Annotated in this window: 12 protein-coding genes; all 12 read left to right on the forward strand. The window is 36.7% G+C overall.

The window, feature by feature from the left end:
• Nucleotides 1-386: 386 nt before the first annotated feature.
• The 12 genes from M1P97_RS04290 (at nucleotide 387) to M1P97_RS04345 (ending at nucleotide 17,356) form a co-directional block, all read left to right on the forward strand.
• The gene (locus M1P97_RS04290; RefSeq protein WP_195375039.1) at nucleotides 387-2,435 is read left to right on the forward strand and encodes a response regulator; all 2,049 of its coding nucleotides are present in this window, start codon (nucleotides 387-389) and stop codon (nucleotides 2,433-2,435) included.
• A gap of 1,202 nt (nucleotides 2,436-3,637) precedes the next feature.
• Nucleotides 3,638-4,930, forward strand: coding sequence for a fimbrial protein (locus tag M1P97_RS04295; RefSeq protein WP_249388481.1), 1,293 nt, complete (start codon nucleotides 3,638-3,640; stop codon nucleotides 4,928-4,930).
• Between the two features lie 231 nt (nucleotides 4,931-5,161).
• Nucleotides 5,162-6,535 carry a fimbrial protein gene (locus M1P97_RS04300; protein ID WP_249388482.1) on the forward strand — a complete coding sequence of 458 codons (1,374 nt, stop codon included), beginning with the start codon at nucleotides 5,162-5,164 and terminating at the stop codon, nucleotides 6,533-6,535.
• A gap of 33 nt (nucleotides 6,536-6,568) precedes the next feature.
• Nucleotides 6,569-7,480, forward strand: a complete 912-nt coding sequence (locus tag M1P97_RS04305; RefSeq protein ID WP_249388483.1) for a FimB/Mfa2 family fimbrial subunit — start codon at nucleotides 6,569-6,571, stop codon at nucleotides 7,478-7,480.
• A 20-nt stretch (nucleotides 7,481-7,500) separates the two neighbouring features.
• A complete protein-coding gene (locus tag M1P97_RS04310; protein ID WP_249388484.1) occupies nucleotides 7,501-8,568 on the forward strand; it encodes a fimbrial protein in 1,068 nt (355 codons plus the stop codon).
• A 29-nt stretch (nucleotides 8,569-8,597) separates the two neighbouring features.
• Entirely contained in the window at nucleotides 8,598-9,866 is a 1,269-nt protein-coding gene (locus tag M1P97_RS04315; protein ID WP_249388485.1) for a fimbrial protein, read from the forward strand.
• Nucleotides 9,867-10,206: 340 nt separating this feature from the next.
• The gene (locus tag M1P97_RS04320) at nucleotides 10,207-11,337 is read left to right on the forward strand and encodes a hypothetical protein (protein ID WP_249388486.1); all 1,131 of its coding nucleotides are present in this window, start codon (nucleotides 10,207-10,209) and stop codon (nucleotides 11,335-11,337) included.
• Between the two features lie 31 nt (nucleotides 11,338-11,368).
• A complete protein-coding gene (locus M1P97_RS04325) occupies nucleotides 11,369-12,355 on the forward strand; it encodes a fimbrial protein (protein WP_249388487.1) in 987 nt (328 codons plus the stop codon).
• A 42-nt stretch (nucleotides 12,356-12,397) separates the two neighbouring features.
• Nucleotides 12,398-15,142 (forward strand): DUF4906 domain-containing protein, encoded by a 2,745-nt coding sequence (locus tag M1P97_RS04330; protein ID WP_249388488.1) that lies wholly within the window; start codon nucleotides 12,398-12,400, stop codon nucleotides 15,140-15,142.
• A 718-nt stretch (nucleotides 15,143-15,860) separates the two neighbouring features.
• Entirely contained in the window at nucleotides 15,861-16,307 is a 447-nt protein-coding gene (locus M1P97_RS04335; RefSeq protein WP_249388489.1) for an HU family DNA-binding protein, read from the forward strand.
• Between the two features lie 133 nt (nucleotides 16,308-16,440).
• Complete coding sequence (locus M1P97_RS04340) at nucleotides 16,441-16,833, forward strand: hypothetical protein (protein WP_249388490.1); 393 nt, start codon at nucleotides 16,441-16,443, stop codon at nucleotides 16,831-16,833.
• Nucleotide 16,834: 1 nt separating this feature from the next.
• The gene (locus tag M1P97_RS04345) at nucleotides 16,835-17,356 is read left to right on the forward strand and encodes a hypothetical protein (RefSeq protein ID WP_229058584.1); all 522 of its coding nucleotides are present in this window, start codon (nucleotides 16,835-16,837) and stop codon (nucleotides 17,354-17,356) included.
• Nucleotides 17,357-17,381 lie beyond the last annotated feature (25 nt).

The raw sequence follows: 17,381 nt of genomic DNA on the forward strand, positions 1-17,381 counted from the left end.
TAAAACTCTCAAAAGGAGGTGAAAATATCATTTTGGGCTTATTTTTCTCTTGTTCTCACTGTCTGTCTGTAAAAAGCGTGTGATATGAATGGCATTGTTTACTGATAGGAATACATCTTGTTTTGGTTGGTGTTTATCCAGGCAAGAATGAATATATTGTTCTTTTGAGGCGATGAAATGTTTTGTTTGATAATACCAATCGTCATAAATAGCCGAAACAAATTTGATAGTCATGTCTTTTAACGGAAAAAAAGTGTCGTTGATGTTCGAAAAACGGAATATTATTATCATATTTGTACATGGATTATGTAGCGATTAAAATTTGCAGTTGTGGAGGTCGGGATATAGAATAATCTTGGAATTAAAATTATATATATATATCAATTATGAATAATAATAGAGCTTTGTTCAGGAAATGGACTGTGTTTCTTGCTTGCTTTGTTTTATGCGGGCAACGTGCGTTTGCTGCAGGAGAAGCTGTTGATACTATCGACATTATTGTACTGGCGTTCACTGTTCTTTTAGCAATACTTTTTATCTCCGCTTGTTTTTATTTGAAAAAGATGTACACAGGCTTTACGGGGCAGTCGAAGATGATCGTAAAAGAAAACGAGTCGTTGGTCCGGCAGAGGGATGAAGCAGTGGAAAAGAGCAAAGAGTTGGAAGTCGAAAAAGCGGCTCTGGAAGAAAGTAAAGATTCCATTGAGGCCAGACTCACTGAACTGGAATCCCTAAAGGGCGAGTTGGCAACGGTGAATGAAGAGCTTGCCCAAAAGCTTATCGAGAAAGAAACAATGATCTCTACATTGAATGGTAATAAGAAAGATCTGGAGCAGATGCTTGTTGCCAAGATAAAGGAAAGCGACTCGCTTCAACGTGAGGTGGCCGATAAATTGTCGGAAGCGGAGCAACGGTTGGTGGAAGCTGAAAGCATACATGATAATTTCTTTATCGAAACGATCCATGAGATGCGTACCCCTCTTTCACTGGTATTAGGTTCGCTGGCCTTGATCGTGCAGAATAAAGATGAGAGTCAGGAAATGTCGACCCAATTACTTTCAGCCTATCGAAATACACTGGCTCTGCAGGACCTTGCCGACCAGTTGATCGGGACCAGGCGGGCAAACGATGTCGCCAATTATTTGCGTATCGCCCGTTACGACCTGGTGGAAATATCCCGCCAGATATGTGACTTGTTCGTAGATTGGGTTGCAATGAACAATGTAGACTTCCAGGTCAACACTCAAACGTCTATGCTCTGGATATGGCTCGACCGTCGTAAAATGGAATATGCTTTGCGTACATTGTTATCTAATGCATTCAAAAATACTTTTGCTTACGGTAAAGTTTCTTTAAACCTCTCCGTCGTTCAGAAAGACGGCAGAGCATATTGTTCCCTCTCGGTAGAGGACGAAGGATTAGGAGAAAATGCCGGTACTCGCCGCGGGTTACGACAGGTTTCCGACATGGTAGATGATATCGGTGGTATTTTCAGTAATGAAACGACTACGGCAGGCACTGTCTATACCTTATTAATACCGTTAGGCAAACAACACCTGCTCGACCGTCGTGTGGAATTTGTAGAACCGGAGGCCGACCTTGTAAAGTTGAACGACCGTCAGAAGGAAGAAATTGCTGAATTTATCCAGATTATCCCGCAAAAGAAGACAACGGGAAAGAAAATACTGGTGATCGACGATAGTGACCAGATCCGTTGGTTCCTGAAACATGTCTTTGCCAAGGAATATGAGATATTCGAAGCCCGTAACGGAGAAGAAGGGGTACAGGTTGCCCTGGCTACCTTGCCTGACCTGGTGCTTTGTGATGTTATGATGCCGGTGAAGAATGGTTTTGAAACTTGTAAGATTCTGAAGAATAATCCCCGTACTTCCCAGATCCCGGTTGTCATGCTGACAGCCAAGGTAGAAAGTGAAGATGTCATCACCGGAATTGAAGCCGGGGCAGACGATTATATCACCAAGCCGTTCGATGTCGAAATACTTCGCAGTAAGTTGAACAGCCTGGTGAAACGCCGTGACCAGTTGAAGCAGTATTTCACCAGTAACCTGGCTGGTAGTACCGTGGTCGATGCGGATCAGAATGAGCCGGCCTTACCCAGCAATCCGTTCATGGATCTGGTTGTGAAAAATATCGAGATGCATCTCGACGACTCCACCTTTGAGGCAAAGGTGCTGGCAGACTCATTGAACATGAGTCTGCCTACATTATATCGTAAGATCAAACAGTTCTCTGATTGCAGTATCCTGGAACTGACGCGTACGATCCGCCTGAAAAAAGCAGCCGAATTGATCCAGACCCAGCAATATTCCGTGCAGGAAGTAGCAGAAATGGTCGGATTCAATGATACGGCCACATTCCGTAAGCGTTTCACGGAGCAGTATGGGACGACGCCTTCGCAGTATGGGCAGCCGTAAGGATTGTGACAAAACGATTTGTAAATTGCTGAGATAGTAGCAGTATGTTACAAATAAGCCCGTCCTTGTGACGGGCTTATTTGTTTAAATCCGCTTCTGGAATTTGTTTGAATACAATAATTAACGATTGATATGCCTGATAGTTCTTTATAATCTCGTTTTAAACGAATTTCAATTTCGTTTAAAACGAAAAAAAATTCCTTTTAAACAAAATGTAGTTTGGTTTAAGGTTGAAAATATGTTAAATACGGTCCGGTGAAAAAGAAAACAGGCTTTTGTAAGGTTAAAATTATATGTCGGATAACATGTTTTTTGTATGGCCTACTTTATTTTGAGGATGAAATAAAAATGTTATAAAGGAACGAAATAACTTTATTGTCCGTCTCTTGACACGAAATATGTTAATAAAAGTGTAAAAGAAGGAGTGCGAATGTCGTTTTTCGTAGCAATATGACAACTCTTAAATCTTCTACAATCTCATGAAATAAATCATCTTCGTACTACGATCCATATAGCTTCGGTAAAGATGGGGTAAAATAACATTTTGCTAAATGGTTTGTTTGTTCACTTCTTGTCAAATGTGAATGTTTCTAAGATTGTCAGATTTGAATGTTTCATTATTTGACAGAAATGAGCTATCATTGAAGCTATCCCCTTATCAAAGAGACTCCGCCATTACAGGTTCATTTGCCGTCTGCTTTAGCTGACGGATTACAAGTTGTTTCTCCTTCTTTGGCTTTAGCCACATTTCTCTGTAAATAAAGAGACTGTTAAAAATGGGACTAAAGTCCAGAGAAATAGATCATTTACTGATCCATCAGTTAAAACTGACGGCAAATAAACCTGTAACTGGGTTTGTCTTATTAAGGACTGATAGCTGATGGACAGACAGGGGCATTTTCTTATATTATTGACTCAGTTATTTCTATATTTTAATAACCTCCCTTCTCCCGCAAAGATATTTTCACCCATCTTTTGAGAGCAACGCACATGTTCTTAAAAATCTATTTTTTGCCTTAAAAAAAGATTTAGAGTTTTACCTATTATTATTGAGACTGATACCTATCCACGGTTTTTCAGAGTGGCTATACCTTTGCATTGTCATCAGGAAACAAATTATCGTATAGGGTAAAAGTTATAATTCTCCCATGGCTAAAACTGGTATTTATTAAACGTATTATATAACTTCAAAATTTAAGAATATGAAACTTAGAAATTTATTGTATGCAACAATGGTTGCATGTGCATTCGCTTCTTGCTCGAATGATGACGATCCAATTGATAATGGTGGGGGTAATGAAGTAACAACAGGTGATGCAACATTAGAAGTAAAGGTTGCAACACCGGCTTTAACAAAAGCAGGGGAAGCTGATAAAACGATTACTTCTTTATCTGTATTGGTTTTTGATGCATCAACATCTAAGTTAGAGGCAATAGGAACTGATGACGCTGGAAAAGCAGGAGTAGGTAGTTCTGTTATTGCTGAAGGTATTACTGCTGGTGCAAAAAAAGTATTTGTTTTAGCTAATGCAAAGGAAAAAGTTGAAGCTTTTGTGGCAGGATTGAAAAATGATAATGCAACAACTTTAACTGCCTTTTTTGCTACAACTAAAGATTATGCAAATGAGGTTGATGGCACACTGTCTATGAATAGTGGAGTTTATGATGTAAATATTCAAGCTGGTATAACAAACTATTTAGGTTATACAGAAGACCAAGTAGCTGGTTATAATGGTCATTATCTTAGCCAAGCAGCAGGCAACGCTGTTAAATTGTATCGTAACGTAGCTAAAGTAGTCTTAAATAAGATTCAGATTACAGCAGACGCTACTAAGTATAAAAATGCAACCTTGGATGTTGAGGATGTTTTTATTTTACATGCTAATAAAACAACAAAACTTGTTGGTGCTAATGGAGATTCATGGGGGACTACTGTTCCAGATTCCTACAATTATTTGAATGGTGCTTCTAATGGCTTGTATTCTGATACTTGGGTTAAATATATGACTGATAAAACAGATAAGAAAGTTCAAAACTATCTAACAGGTTCAAACTATGAAAATTCTATTGACTTTGGTTGGAATCTTACTCAGAATATAAACTCCTCGTCTGCATGGGAACCAAAAGCATACTCTTATGTATATGAAAATACATCAAAGGATATTTATACATTGTTAGTTGTTAAGGGGAAATTTAAATATGGAGATGTACAAAATCCTGAGAGCAGATATTATTCTGTAGCAATAGGTAAAGATGGTGTGGCTGGTATTGATAATGAAAGTTTTGAGTATGATGTACCATCCAGTTTTGATGGTACACGTACAGGAAAGTTATCAGGAACAGTTCGTAACTTACAATATAATGTCGATTTGAAAGTTGCCGGTCCTGGTTATACAACTCCGTTTGGTCCGAAAGCTGAAGATGATACATTCCTGGATGTTAAGGTTGAGGTTGTTAATTTTGGCTACGTAAATCAAGAGACTGAAATAGAATAATATAAAATATTTTTCTACTAATAAAAAATGCTTCCGATAGGAGGCATTTTTTATTAGTAGAAAACAGAATATAGGGTACTTTTATAATATTCCGTGGTAAATCTATCACAGGAATAAAGTTGATTCATTTATCTATAAATATAGAGAGTTGTACCTATCTCTGTTTTATGATAAACAGGCTACATTTGTAATGTAATAATAGAGTATAAACAAAAGAAAATCAATATATCTATGAAGCTGAAGAGTTACATATTTTCTATTCTGGCCGTAGCCTTATTATCGTGTTCTACAGATGATGTGGATGACGTGATAAAAAAAGAGGAACCTTTAGTATTTAATGCAACACTATCCTTAGCAATTAAAAGTGATGTTAAATCTAAGGCTATTAATGCAGACTACAATAAAATACAAAAACTGTCTTTGGCAATTTTTGTGAAAGATAAATTATTGAGCTATACTGAAGTAACAGAAGATGTTACCGGAATAAAAAATATACCGGTAGTTGCCGGAGAAGTCAAACTGATTTTGTTCGCCAACTATTTTGATGATGAAAAATTGAATGAAATAAAAGAAGTCGGCACTGATATTTCGAAATATAAAGAATTAGAAGTCTCATTGGATGGTGAAAAGAATGTCAACCAATCTGATAATTCAGGAAGTGGTTTGACAATGAGTAGTGAAATTTTACAATATAGTCTAAAGGCAGGACATAATTATATTGGTATTGAAACCGAAACAGATGGATACGTTGTTACAAAAGAGCCTGTAAAATTGAATCGAAATGTATCTAAGGTTCAGCTTGAAACCATTTTCTTACATCCAAGTGATAATTATAAAGGAAAAGGAGACGTAACTTTCAAATTAACAGATTTCTGTGTGGCGAATGTGAAAAGTCGTTCAATGCTTATTCCTGATAATGGTACTACAGAAGTTCTTAGCAATGAATCTTCCTTCTGGTTTTGTGGCACGTACGCCGATATTGAAGGATCTTTGAAGCAAGGTCGTGCAACGGAATGTTCTTATTTATACTACGATGTAATTAATCCTCCTAAAGGTTCAAATAAAGATGATTATAGTGTAATGAATATCCGTTACCCTTTCCTGAATAATGATCTTTGGGTCTGTAGTGGTAATATTTTTGGACTGGATGTTGATAATCAATCAATAAAAGAAATTAAAGCAGAGTATCAATATGGTGTGGATTATTCAGACACTGAATATCCAAAGATAGGTATAGCCTATGGTGCCTTTATACCGTTAGGTACATATTTTTATGTATACGAAAATATGTCAAAGGGGGAAACTAATAGAACATTACTGATTATAAAGGGTGACTATACATACGAACCTACAAAAAAAGGGGAAAAGGTTGTAATGAAAGATCGATATTATGCTGTGACAATAAATAAAGAAGGGGAGTCGGATTATCTTAATAATACTCTTGAACATGTATATGTGAAACGGAATAATGTCTATAATGTTCTTTTAACAATAAAAGGGCCAGGTTCTGATACTCCGTTTGGTGTGCAAGATCCAGCACATATCAGTGCTTTTGTTAAGGTAAAGAACTGGGATGTAGTAAACCAGGAAGAAGAAGTCGATTAATAGAAATATAGGGGAAAGAAAAAATATTGTATTATGAAATATCTATCAGTTATAAAAAGATCTGTATATCCGTTTCTATTGATGCTGATTATACTGGCCAGCAGTTGCATCAAGGAAGATTTGGATGCGTGTTACAAACTCACGTTGAAAGTAGAGAATGCGAAAGGGGATGATATCACCACACTGGACGGAGAAGTGAAAAGTGCCATATTGTTTGTGTATGACGAAAACGGTAAACTGTTGGAAAAACGCTCTCTTGACGAAACTTTTATCACCTCACGTAAAGAAATCATTCTCGACTATCCGGCAAGCAGAAATTTACATATTGTGGCTTGGGGTAATGCAGAAGAAGGTAATCAAGAGGTTGACGAGTCGAGCGAACTGGCCGGACTTACCGTAAAACTTAAAAGTCAAAACGAACTGGCACAGTCTCCCGACAGATTATACTATGGAAATAAAGATGTAACGACTGTCGGCAATGGAACAGTGGCCGGCGGCGATCAGGAAATAGTGATCCGCTGCAAGGTGGGTACAATAACGATGGAAACCATTGGTCTCGATAATGTCAAACGTCTGAAAGGTCTGAAAAGTACTACCGGTTTGAATTTTTATATGGATCGTACCCTTAATACATTCAATGCCGAAGGTACGTTGGTGGGTGATAGTGTATATTATAATCCGGACAATCAGACAAAGGCTGCAACTCCAACCGATATCGAAACTATAGATCCTAATAATGTGGTGGCAGGCGAGAACCTGACATTTCGCCTTAATCTGGGAGGAGATAATGAGTATACCCGTACTACCGACGATGAAGGAAATCATTTTGCCACAACGATAGAGAATAACACCCATGTGCAGTTTGTCTTTGGTGAAGACGGAACACTCTCTGTAAAAGTGAAAGTGACTCCCTGGGGTGTGGTAGATGATGATGTAGAGTTATAATAAGGTAAAAAACGAAGAAAATGAATATAAAAAATATACTGATAGCGGGAGTTGCCATAGTGTTGGTAACTGCTTGTTCAAAAGATAAAGATCCAGTTGCCGGCGATTGGTCTGATGCTAAGCTAACGATCGGAGTGAAAGCTTCAGGAGCTATAACGAAAGCTGCTGGCGATCCAAATGCCTTGGAAGGTGAAATGTATATTAATAATCTGGCTGTTGTCGTGTTTGATGAAACCGGAACTGTCTTATTAGGAAAAAAGCAGGAAGATGTAAATACCAAGGATGGAACTGCCTATCTGATAGATGTGCCGGCTAAAGCGACTAAAGCCAGGATTATTCTGTTAGCCAATTTGCCGAGTGGTGTTCTTGATAATGTGACAACTTATGATGGTTTCCAATCTATGCTGGCAGAACTTTCTGCACAGTCACAGGCAAATCTGACCATGAGTAGCCAGGTAATCGTAACGAATAATGCACTTGTTGCTGATGATAACTATCTGGGATATGAAAGTATGGGAAGTGAAAATATAAACGGCATATCATCACCTCTGGAAGTAACTCGTTTGGCTGCACGTGTAGAAATTGTAGGCCTGCATACCAATTTTGCCGGTTCCAAGCTGGAAGGACGCACAGTTCGCGTAGAAGATGTATATATTCAAAATCAAAAAAACGCATCCCGCTATTTCAGTGCAGGTTATTGGGGAGCGGTTGTAACAACCGGTCATTTTGGTAGTAGTTCTAAAGTGACATTCAATAGTTTGATTGACGATAATAATCCTATACTGACTACTTCTTATCGCAGTTATGTTATGGAAAACGATGCAAGTGAGCAAGCTACTCAATTAGTAGTGAGGGCTACCTTGTTAGCTTCACAAAATTATGAAGCACAGACGAAAACATTCTATGTAACCGTCAATGCAGACGGTCTGGCTAACAAATACGATCACAATTTTGTGAAACGCAATTATATATATCGTTTAAATATCACATTTGGAAAAAATAGCTTTGAGATCCTGGACGGTATACTCGACGTCAAAGTCGAGGTAGTAGGCTGGGGCCCGGTCAACCAGAATGTGGAAATAGAATAATAGGGTAAATAATTTAAAATATAAGACTTATGAAATTAAGAAATTTATTTTTAAGCACGTTGGTTGTATGTGCATTCTCTGCATGTACTAAAGACGACGATGGCATACATGTGCCGGTGGAACCGGTAGATGCTTCTATTTCTTTTGCTACGACTACGCTTACTCAGACAAAGGCTGTTAGCGATACAGAAGGTAAAACGAAAGATACATTTGTAAACGAATTGTATGCGTTTATATTTAAAGTGCCTGCCGATGAAAACAATGTGGCCAATATGACATTGGTAGGTTGGGGGAAAGCCGACACCAAAGATGGGCAGTCGGTTACAACGATTAATCATATAATCATAAAAGTAACCCCCAATTCAACGGATGAAACTAAAGCTTCCGCGGATGTTTTCAAAGCCGTTTTGGTAGCTAATCCGGGTAAAAGTTTCTCTACGTCGTATGCATCATTGGCAGCCCTGCAGGAAGCAACATTGACAAATTCGATTGAAACTTATCCATTTAGTAAGAGCCCTTATTTGCCAATGGTTAGCGAAGTAATTGATGTAAAGAATATCGTTCCTATTATAAAAGGTGAGAATGGCACAACTTATAATGAAAACTGGATTAGTGGTGATGGTAAAACTGTTACTAAACCATCTGCTGATGATAGTAATATAACTAAACCGCAGGATGCCGGCACAATTGAACTGATTCGTCTAGTAGCCCGTGTTCAGGTAGAACAGATTAAAAGTTCTATTCATGACGCTTATCCGGGATCTTCGTTTGAATTGACTAATTTGTCATTGGTGAATGTACGTCCTTTGGCAACCATGGAGAATGGAATAGGTAGTACTTACGAGTTTGTAAAAGGGTTCGAGTCTAAAAACTATCAGGCGGTTGACAAATGGATATATCCTGATTTTACTGGAGGTCTAATAAATGCTGATTATGAAACGGCATTAAGCCAAAAGTGTAATGTTGTTTTTTCAAATGAAAAAGAATCCTGGACACCAAAGGAAAATAAGTTTTATAGTTATGCTTTCCCTAATTCATCAGGAGGCTTCCAGACTGCTTTATTGATTACGGGGATCTTTAAAAGAAATGCAACTGATAGAGATGGAGAAGTAAAGAATTTCCGTGTAATATTAAAGGATAATGAGGTAATACGCAACAATGTTTATAAATTGATTATCACCCTTACAGGTGAAGGATCTTCCAATGAAGACAAGATAGAATTGAATGCACATGTTTCTGCTCAGATTGAAGTCGCTAACTGGTTTGTTGTAGACCAAACAGAAACAGATGTAAATTGAAATATAACATATAAAGGTAGAGTGTACAGAGGCATGGAGTTTCCCATGTCTCTGTTTTTTTATTGTTACTATGTGTATACCTTTCATTACTGATAGGTAAGGCTATCAAAAACTGAAATTTCTCAATTTTAGACATATATACCATTACAAAAACTATAAATCAATCAGTTTGTTGGCATTTCTATCGCCAATCAAAGGCACTTCTATCAATTTAGCAGGTTGCGATTTTTACCCCTTAATCTTGAAAGTTTCGCCTATCGCCACCTCCTTATATTAGCCATACATTTGCATCGTAAGACAAATGAAAATGATTTTAGAAACGATTTATAAGTGTAGGGTCATGAAAATTATAAATACATTATCGGTTTTATTATTCCTGTTTATTGCAGTTGCTTGTTCGATGGAAGAAGATGTAATAAATGATATAGATAAAGAAGTTCAATCAGCATCTGAAGTATATGCAGCATTAGGTGTTTCTTTAGCAGCGGACGGAGTACAAACCAGGTCATCTGAGTATAATGAAGAAGACGAAGATAGCAATCCGAATACTAACGAAAACGTAGTAAGAAATTGCTATGTTGCTGTTTTTGATAATAGCACCAAAAAATTATTAGCATCCCGCTTATATAGTGGTGATGAAGTGAAAGGTGAGGGTTCTGTTTATACCTTAGGTAAAAGCATTGTTTTTAAGGTATCGAAAGATGAAGCTGAACGTCATGACTTGGTGTTTGTAGCAGTTGCTCATATGAACGATAATGATAATATATATGGAGAATCTTCAAGTATTCGTAAAGGTATTCAATCATGTTCTACTTATAATGATTTAATGAATTTTACTTTGAAAGAAGATCCGACTGTATTAGTGAAAGTTGGAGAACTTTCGATAATGAAAGACGAGTATAAAACATATATGAATATTTCTCCGAATATGATTAATGAAGATGGTTCTGCTTTGTCTGGTATAAAGCCGATTAGGATAAAAGTTTCTCAACGTTCTGCTGCGATTCAACTTGATAAGTTTGCTGTTGAAAGTGAAATAGGAGTGGTGTCGGATGTTGAGGTAAAAAGTCTTCAGTTATTGAACATGGTGTATTCTACAAATGTAGGAGGTTTTGATAGTGACTCTGATATTGATGAAGCATATCTTTTAGAAAAGGGGAAAAATGGAATTAATGATTTGTTAAAATACCGTTTTTACACATATGAAAATCCGGAATCAAGTTCTGATAAAACAAAGTTGCGCATAGGTTATTCATATAAGTTAAATGGAAAAGAGGAAACTGGTTTTTCTACGATCACGATAAAATCTCCAGGAGAAGATGGTTCTATTGCAGAAGTTAGAGCTAATCATCTCTATAAATTGTCGGTAACAGTTAAAAACGGAGTGGTCGATGTAACAACAAAGTGTTATACCAAAGACTGGTTAATGAATGACGTGGAGATTATAGAAGCTGTAGAGAATGCGTATTAATAATTATGGGGTAAAATAAAACTAAGTTATTATGAAACTGAAAAAGATATTATTGTTAGTAGGTATCACTTGCGGAGGTTTTTTATCGTGTACCTCAGAATCTATAATTGATGAACCTGTTATAGAGTCTCAGGAGTTGTCTATCATCTTGACAACAAGTAATAACCTGTCTACAAAAACTACAGTTGGGGTAGCTCCTTCTCCTAAAGAAAAGAATATCAATGATTGTCATGTTGCGATATTTGATGCGGATGGTAAACGTATATATAGTGAAAATTTCTTAGAAATGGGAGAGCATGTTGATACGGATTCAAAATATACTTTGAAATTAGGTCTTGTTCGTACCTTTGGAAAAGGGGTAAAGGATATAACGGTTTATATACTTGCAAATGCCGGCAATTATAGCATGTTTGATAATTGTGAAAACTATTCGGCATATCAGGAAAAAGGTATCGTTTTAACTGAAAAGTTTCAGGAGGACAGGTTGCTAAAAGCAGGATTGGTATCAGAGACATTTGAATATGATCCTGATGATTTAGCTGGAAATGTGAAAGAAATTACTGTACCTTTGACACAGTTGTCTGCTCGTGTGGATTTTGGGGGTGTAGAGGTTGAAGGCCAGGGGGCACAAGTTGGAGGTTATAGTCTTTCATCTTCATTTGTCGGGATAAACAAGAAAACATCGGTTACTATCTACAATAACGAGGCAAAAGAAAATACAGTTGAGGATTTGAGTACTAATCCCATATCTTTAGAACTCAAAGAATCCCCATCTTTTTATACATATGAGGGTGGACAAATTAAGATTCTTTTGGATGTGGATTTTTCTTCTTTACACAATGGTGATGGAGCTACTAAAAAATCATATACATTAGACCTTTCTTCTGAAAGATTTGTAAAAGGAAATATCTATCAAATAAAAGGTAAGATAAATCCGGCGTTACCTTCCAAAATTGTATGGGAAGTAATTCCTATTCCATGGAGAGAAACACAGGTAATTATACCTGGTTTTAATTGATTTGTCATAAAATAATGGTTTTAATGATTAAAATAAGACATAATGAAACGATATAGATTACATATTACCACATTGTTGTTAGGTTTTATCTTTTTATTAGGATGCTCTGATGAAGATCTGGCAAAAAAAGATACTGTAGTAGATGGTATTCCTACAACAGTCAAGTTTGGCTTTTCAACGGATGCTTTAGTTAAGGTTGTGACTAAATCGCAGCTCTCGGAGGAAACGGAATCGAGGGTGGAGGATTTGTTTGTACTGATTTTCCATGAGGTAAACGGTAACTGGGTAGTAGAGAAAAGTGATTGGGTTACGGATGGAATGAATGAATCGAAGGGCTCTTTTACGTGGAATATTACTTCCGGAACGAAAAGAATTTTTGCAGTTGCTAATTCGAAAGTTTCGGCTTATAATGCTTTGTCACAAAATTTAGAGAATGTTGAGACTTTTGAAGAGTTCAAGAATTTATCGGCTGAAATGGAAACAAACGATATTTTCAGGACTGGAGCATTATTGATGTGTGGTTCATATGGAGATACAGACTTAGGAGAAGTTACTATCGATTCATCTGTAAATGCAACCTATAATAGTCTAAAACTGAAAAGAGTGGATTCACGTATAACTTTTAGTGTTTTATGCAACAATTCTCGTGCAAAATTTACACCGAAAGAATGGTATGTTGTGAATATACCCAAAAAAAGTTATGTGTTAGGTCGGAAAGATGGTGATATAATGAAGACTTCCCAGGACTTGGCAGAAGATTACAGTTCTTATTATTATGAAAAATCATCGCCAAAAAATTTTGAAAAACTATCGACGGATTCAAAAGGAGGTGGTAGTTTCACTTTTTATATGGCGGAAAATATGCGGGAGGCATTAAACCCTATTAAGGATTATCAAGAAAGAGAAAAACAAAAGAAAACAGATACGGGGGAGTTGGTTCCTGAGAAAGAATGGAATTATGTGGAAAATGGTGCTTTTGAGAATGTAGAAGCGGAGGCTACTTATGTTGTAATGACTGGTACCTATGTAGAAGAAGCTAGCAATTTGCGGGCAGAAGTTCGTTATACTGTACATTTGGGGTATGTAAATAATGTAAGTGATTTTCATAGTGATCGTAATAAAGCATATACATATACTGTTACTATCAATGGAGTTAATAACATTATAACAGAGGTTAAAGATGGGACAGAAAACCAGCCTGGTGCAGAAGGACAGGTTATTATATCACAAGATTTGAAATTGGTAGATTCGCATTATGATATTCAAACAATTACCTTTGATTTGGATAAAGTGTCGGAAAATGCATCGTTTGCTGTGAAAACTCCTTATGATAAAAATAATGAAGGATATGATTGTAAAACGGGAGAATTAACCGCTTCTGATTATAAGTGGGTTCAATTTTTGGAGAATAAAAATGGTTCTACATCTTTGCAGGCTTATCCTTTACAAGGGCAAGGCTTAAAGAGTATAAAGGATGTGATTGATGATTTGTACAAAAGGTCTCAGTCGTCAGAAAATAAAGACAAAAGTAAAAAAGTTGTGTATACTGTCTTTATTGATGAATTTTACTATGACACGGATCCGAAGTCTGGAAAAACTGTTTCTTGGAAAGAATTTGTTAATCAACCTAATCGTGAGATGCATATATTGTGCAATACTGCATATAGTCCGGATAAAGCAAGTAGTTTAACAACTTCTAGTTTTATGATTAGCCAACGATCAATCAAGACGTTTTATGATATAGAAAATCCATCTGTATCAACCGCATGGGGGATTGAAACTGAAACAGAAGGCTATAAACGTGTTACGGCTAAGAGTCGGAGTGGAAGATCTGATTCTAACGGGCATGATAATATGATTGCTGAGGGAGTAGTAGATAAAGACTGGAATAAATATGTTGCTGTATCAACTAATAAACAAAAAAGTGAAGATGCTTATACAGCTTGTATGCAGCGTAACAGGGACTTGAATGGTAACGGTGTTATTGATGAAAATGAAGTGAAATGGTATTTGCCTGCAGAAAATCAAATGTTTGGTTATTGGATTGGAAAAGATGCCTTGCCTTCGGAGGTTCATATAGTACCTAATGGCATACAGGATTATGTTCAAGAATCAAATGGTAATAAGCTCTATTATAATGCAAATTATCATTTTATAACTAGTAATGGTTTAACTTTTTGGGCAGAGGAAGGTGCTTCAACTAGTCCGGGAGTGAATAATTCTGGAAGTGACGGAAAATTCGATTATCGTTGTGTACGTAATTTAGGTTCAGTTACTTCTTTTGATGAGTATGTGGATTATAAAAATTATATTTTTGATTTGGGAAAATTGAGTTCGAAATCATTGAGAGAGAGTATTGTAAAATCGGAATTATCAGTGGAGGACGAATTGCATACAAATAACTTGCCCCATAAACGATTTCAATTGTCAAAGGATTATGTGAAAGGGACTTTATCACGTAATGATGTTTTGTTGCAACAGACTTTGTGTGATAAATACGTTGGGAGGAAAGATCAGACTATTTCTGGGGCAGGAGCATGGCGTATGCCCAACCAACGGGAAATGGCTTTGATTTGTGCTTATGCAGCGGGTTCAGGGAAAGATGTTGAACTAGATAAGGGTAACTATGTAATATCCCATACAAAATCTTCATTGGCTACTAGAAATGAGGGATCGGGGTATAAACCAGGTTCTGTATATACATTGGAGAATAGAGGTGGCTCATATATTATTTCTTTATATCAGGGTGAGAAAGGGAAAGTCCGTTGTGTGAGGGATATTCCTTAAGTGAGAGTAACTTTATAGTAACAGTATCAATGTTTTGGTATATTTTTCTTTGAATTTAAGAAACAGTTTCTATGAGAAATGTAGTAGAATAATAGTCTCTAACTAGAAATATTATCCTTTATCTACCAATAACCTTCCGTAACCGGACATAACCTGATATGGCATAAAACCGCCATCCTATCTTTGTCTCATAATAGAGAAACAAAGGTAGGATGGCGTTGCTGTTTTGTAGTCTTCCGGTTCTGGCGGAAAGAAATAAAACAAGCTAAAGCGCATTAGAACGCACAAAAGTGAAATTAAATGAAATAAAGTGCCTGAATGTTCCCGAATAATCCCGTATCCTTCTGTAGGGTTCCCCGATCCCTGACAGGTATTCTATCTTTATATCATAATCAAGAAACAAAGGTTTGATGATGTGGAAATTGAAGGCGAATGCGTAGTTGTTCGTCATTGTGTGGGGGCACCGGGGTAAGTAACTTATTAAAGTTTCTAAAAGATTGCTGTTTCGGGGAAGCTGTGAGAACCGGAGAAAAAGCTTTTTTATAAGTCTTAAAGAATTAAGGGGTTGTTTATTAGTCTGTTGTGCTATTTGAGCGCTCTGTTCTTATTGCTTTTTCTCCCTTTAAACATAGTGTTTCTTTGCAGTGTAATCGATTATTCAGTGAAAAACGATGAATTCATTATATCTTTTTTAATAATCATTTAATAACAAATTATCATGGGACTAAAGTATGTAGTTAAGAAAACTGTTTTCGGTTTTGATAAAACCAAGACACCGAAGTATGTAGCCCGCCCTTTATTGGCAGGTACAGTGAATTATCCTGCTCTTTGCGATCAGGTAACCAAGGTAGGAATGGCACCGCGCGGTGTAGTGAAAATGGTGACCGATGGTCTGATAGATGCCCTTATCTGGAATCTGGAGAACCATTTGTCGGTGAAACTGGGCGATTTCGGGACCTTCCGTCCTGCTTTCGGCTGTAAAAGCCAGGAGAATGAGAAGGATGTGAATGCTGAATCTTTGCGCCACCGCAAAATCATCTTCACTCCGGGTGCTTATTTCAAAGATATGTTGAGTGACGTAAGCATCCAGAAATTTGAAATCCCCAAAACCGACGAAACCGGTGCGGGAGAAGGAGGAGAAGACGATCGCCCGGTGATTGAGTAACCATGATGCCGGTATTGGAGTGCTCGTCAAGGAGTCCCAATACCGGCATTGTTGTGAAAATTGATAATTTTTTGTCAATTGGATGTCACTAATAAATATATATTACTATTTTTATAGAATAGACTTATATTATATGGTAGATATCACGGATAATAAATTTTCAAACGATTTTATAGAGGGAATGATAAAAGACAATCGGATTCCGTCTAAACGATCAGAGCGTAGTTGTGGCTTTAAAAAAGAAAATATAAGTAGGTCTGAAATCTTAGCATGTTGGGATAACGGGTTATCTTATTTTTATAAAGACGAATATAGAACACGACGTCCTGATCTTTTTATTCAAGCTGACAGTGATGGCAGTGAGTTTTTAGTAAGACTTATTGTTCCAGAACATGCCGCTTGTGCCAGCGATATTTTGTATGAAACTGTAAAAAAGTTATGCAAAAAAGAAAAAGGCCATTTATACTGTAAGATTCATAACCGTCCTTCTTCCCGGCATACCAGAGATAGAAAAATTTTTCTGTAGCATGACATCAGAGCAACTAAAACAGATGTATCCTATGTATACGGCTGATATGTTGGATGATTTATTTGAAAAGTTGGTTGATGATTATAAAAGTAAAGAATATGAAAAGTGTCGGAATATCTGCATCGAAAATAATTTGAATTTTGCATTGGAAACCCCTTTTGCTGATAATTTTGGACTGGATGAGGTTTTATTGTTTAAAAAGAAAGGTTATTCGATAAATGGTATCCTGTTTGGATTAAATACTGTTGAAGAATCTATCGCCAATGTAGCCTTAAGGGTTCAAAAGAAGGGACATGATTTACTTCTGGAGTCTATCAGTTGGAATTTCAAACATTCTTATTTAAATGTATATAATCATATAAATCTATTTGACCAATTACACTTTGTTCATGCACAGTCTGTAGCAGAGAATCCTTTTTTATTCGCATCTTATTCGGAAGGCATTATCAATTTTTCTTCTTCACAGCTTTCTGTCCCATTATGGTTTAGGCTTTTTGCACAATATTCATATAAAACTTGAATATTCCCCGTTTTTTGTTATTCTA

This window comes from Parabacteroides leei, from assembly GCF_023369805.1.
Lineage (GTDB): Bacteria > Bacteroidota > Bacteroidia > Bacteroidales > Tannerellaceae > Parabacteroides > Parabacteroides leei.

Coding starts and splice junctions, on each gene's coding strand:
- M1P97_RS04305 (WP_249388483.1), top strand. CDS start 6,569: ATGAAATATCTATCAGTTATAAAAAGATCTGTATATCCGTTTCTATTG.
- M1P97_RS04295 (WP_249388481.1), top strand. CDS start 3,638: ATGAAACTTAGAAATTTATTGTATGCAACAATGGTTGCATGTGCATTC.
- M1P97_RS04300 (WP_249388482.1), top strand. CDS start 5,162: ATGAAGCTGAAGAGTTACATATTTTCTATTCTGGCCGTAGCCTTATTA.
- M1P97_RS04330 (WP_249388488.1), top strand. CDS start 12,398: ATGAAACGATATAGATTACATATTACCACATTGTTGTTAGGTTTTATC.
- M1P97_RS04340 (WP_249388490.1), top strand. CDS start 16,441: ATGGTAGATATCACGGATAATAAATTTTCAAACGATTTTATAGAGGGA.
- M1P97_RS04310 (WP_249388484.1), top strand. CDS start 7,501: ATGAATATAAAAAATATACTGATAGCGGGAGTTGCCATAGTGTTGGTA.
- M1P97_RS04315 (WP_249388485.1), top strand. CDS start 8,598: ATGAAATTAAGAAATTTATTTTTAAGCACGTTGGTTGTATGTGCATTC.
- M1P97_RS04335 (WP_249388489.1), top strand. CDS start 15,861: ATGGGACTAAAGTATGTAGTTAAGAAAACTGTTTTCGGTTTTGATAAA.
- M1P97_RS04290 (WP_195375039.1), top strand. CDS start 387: ATGAATAATAATAGAGCTTTGTTCAGGAAATGGACTGTGTTTCTTGCT.
- M1P97_RS04325 (WP_249388487.1), top strand. CDS start 11,369: ATGAAACTGAAAAAGATATTATTGTTAGTAGGTATCACTTGCGGAGGT.
- M1P97_RS04320 (WP_249388486.1), top strand. CDS start 10,207: ATGAAAATTATAAATACATTATCGGTTTTATTATTCCTGTTTATTGCA.
- M1P97_RS04345 (WP_229058584.1), top strand. CDS start 16,835: ATGACATCAGAGCAACTAAAACAGATGTATCCTATGTATACGGCTGAT.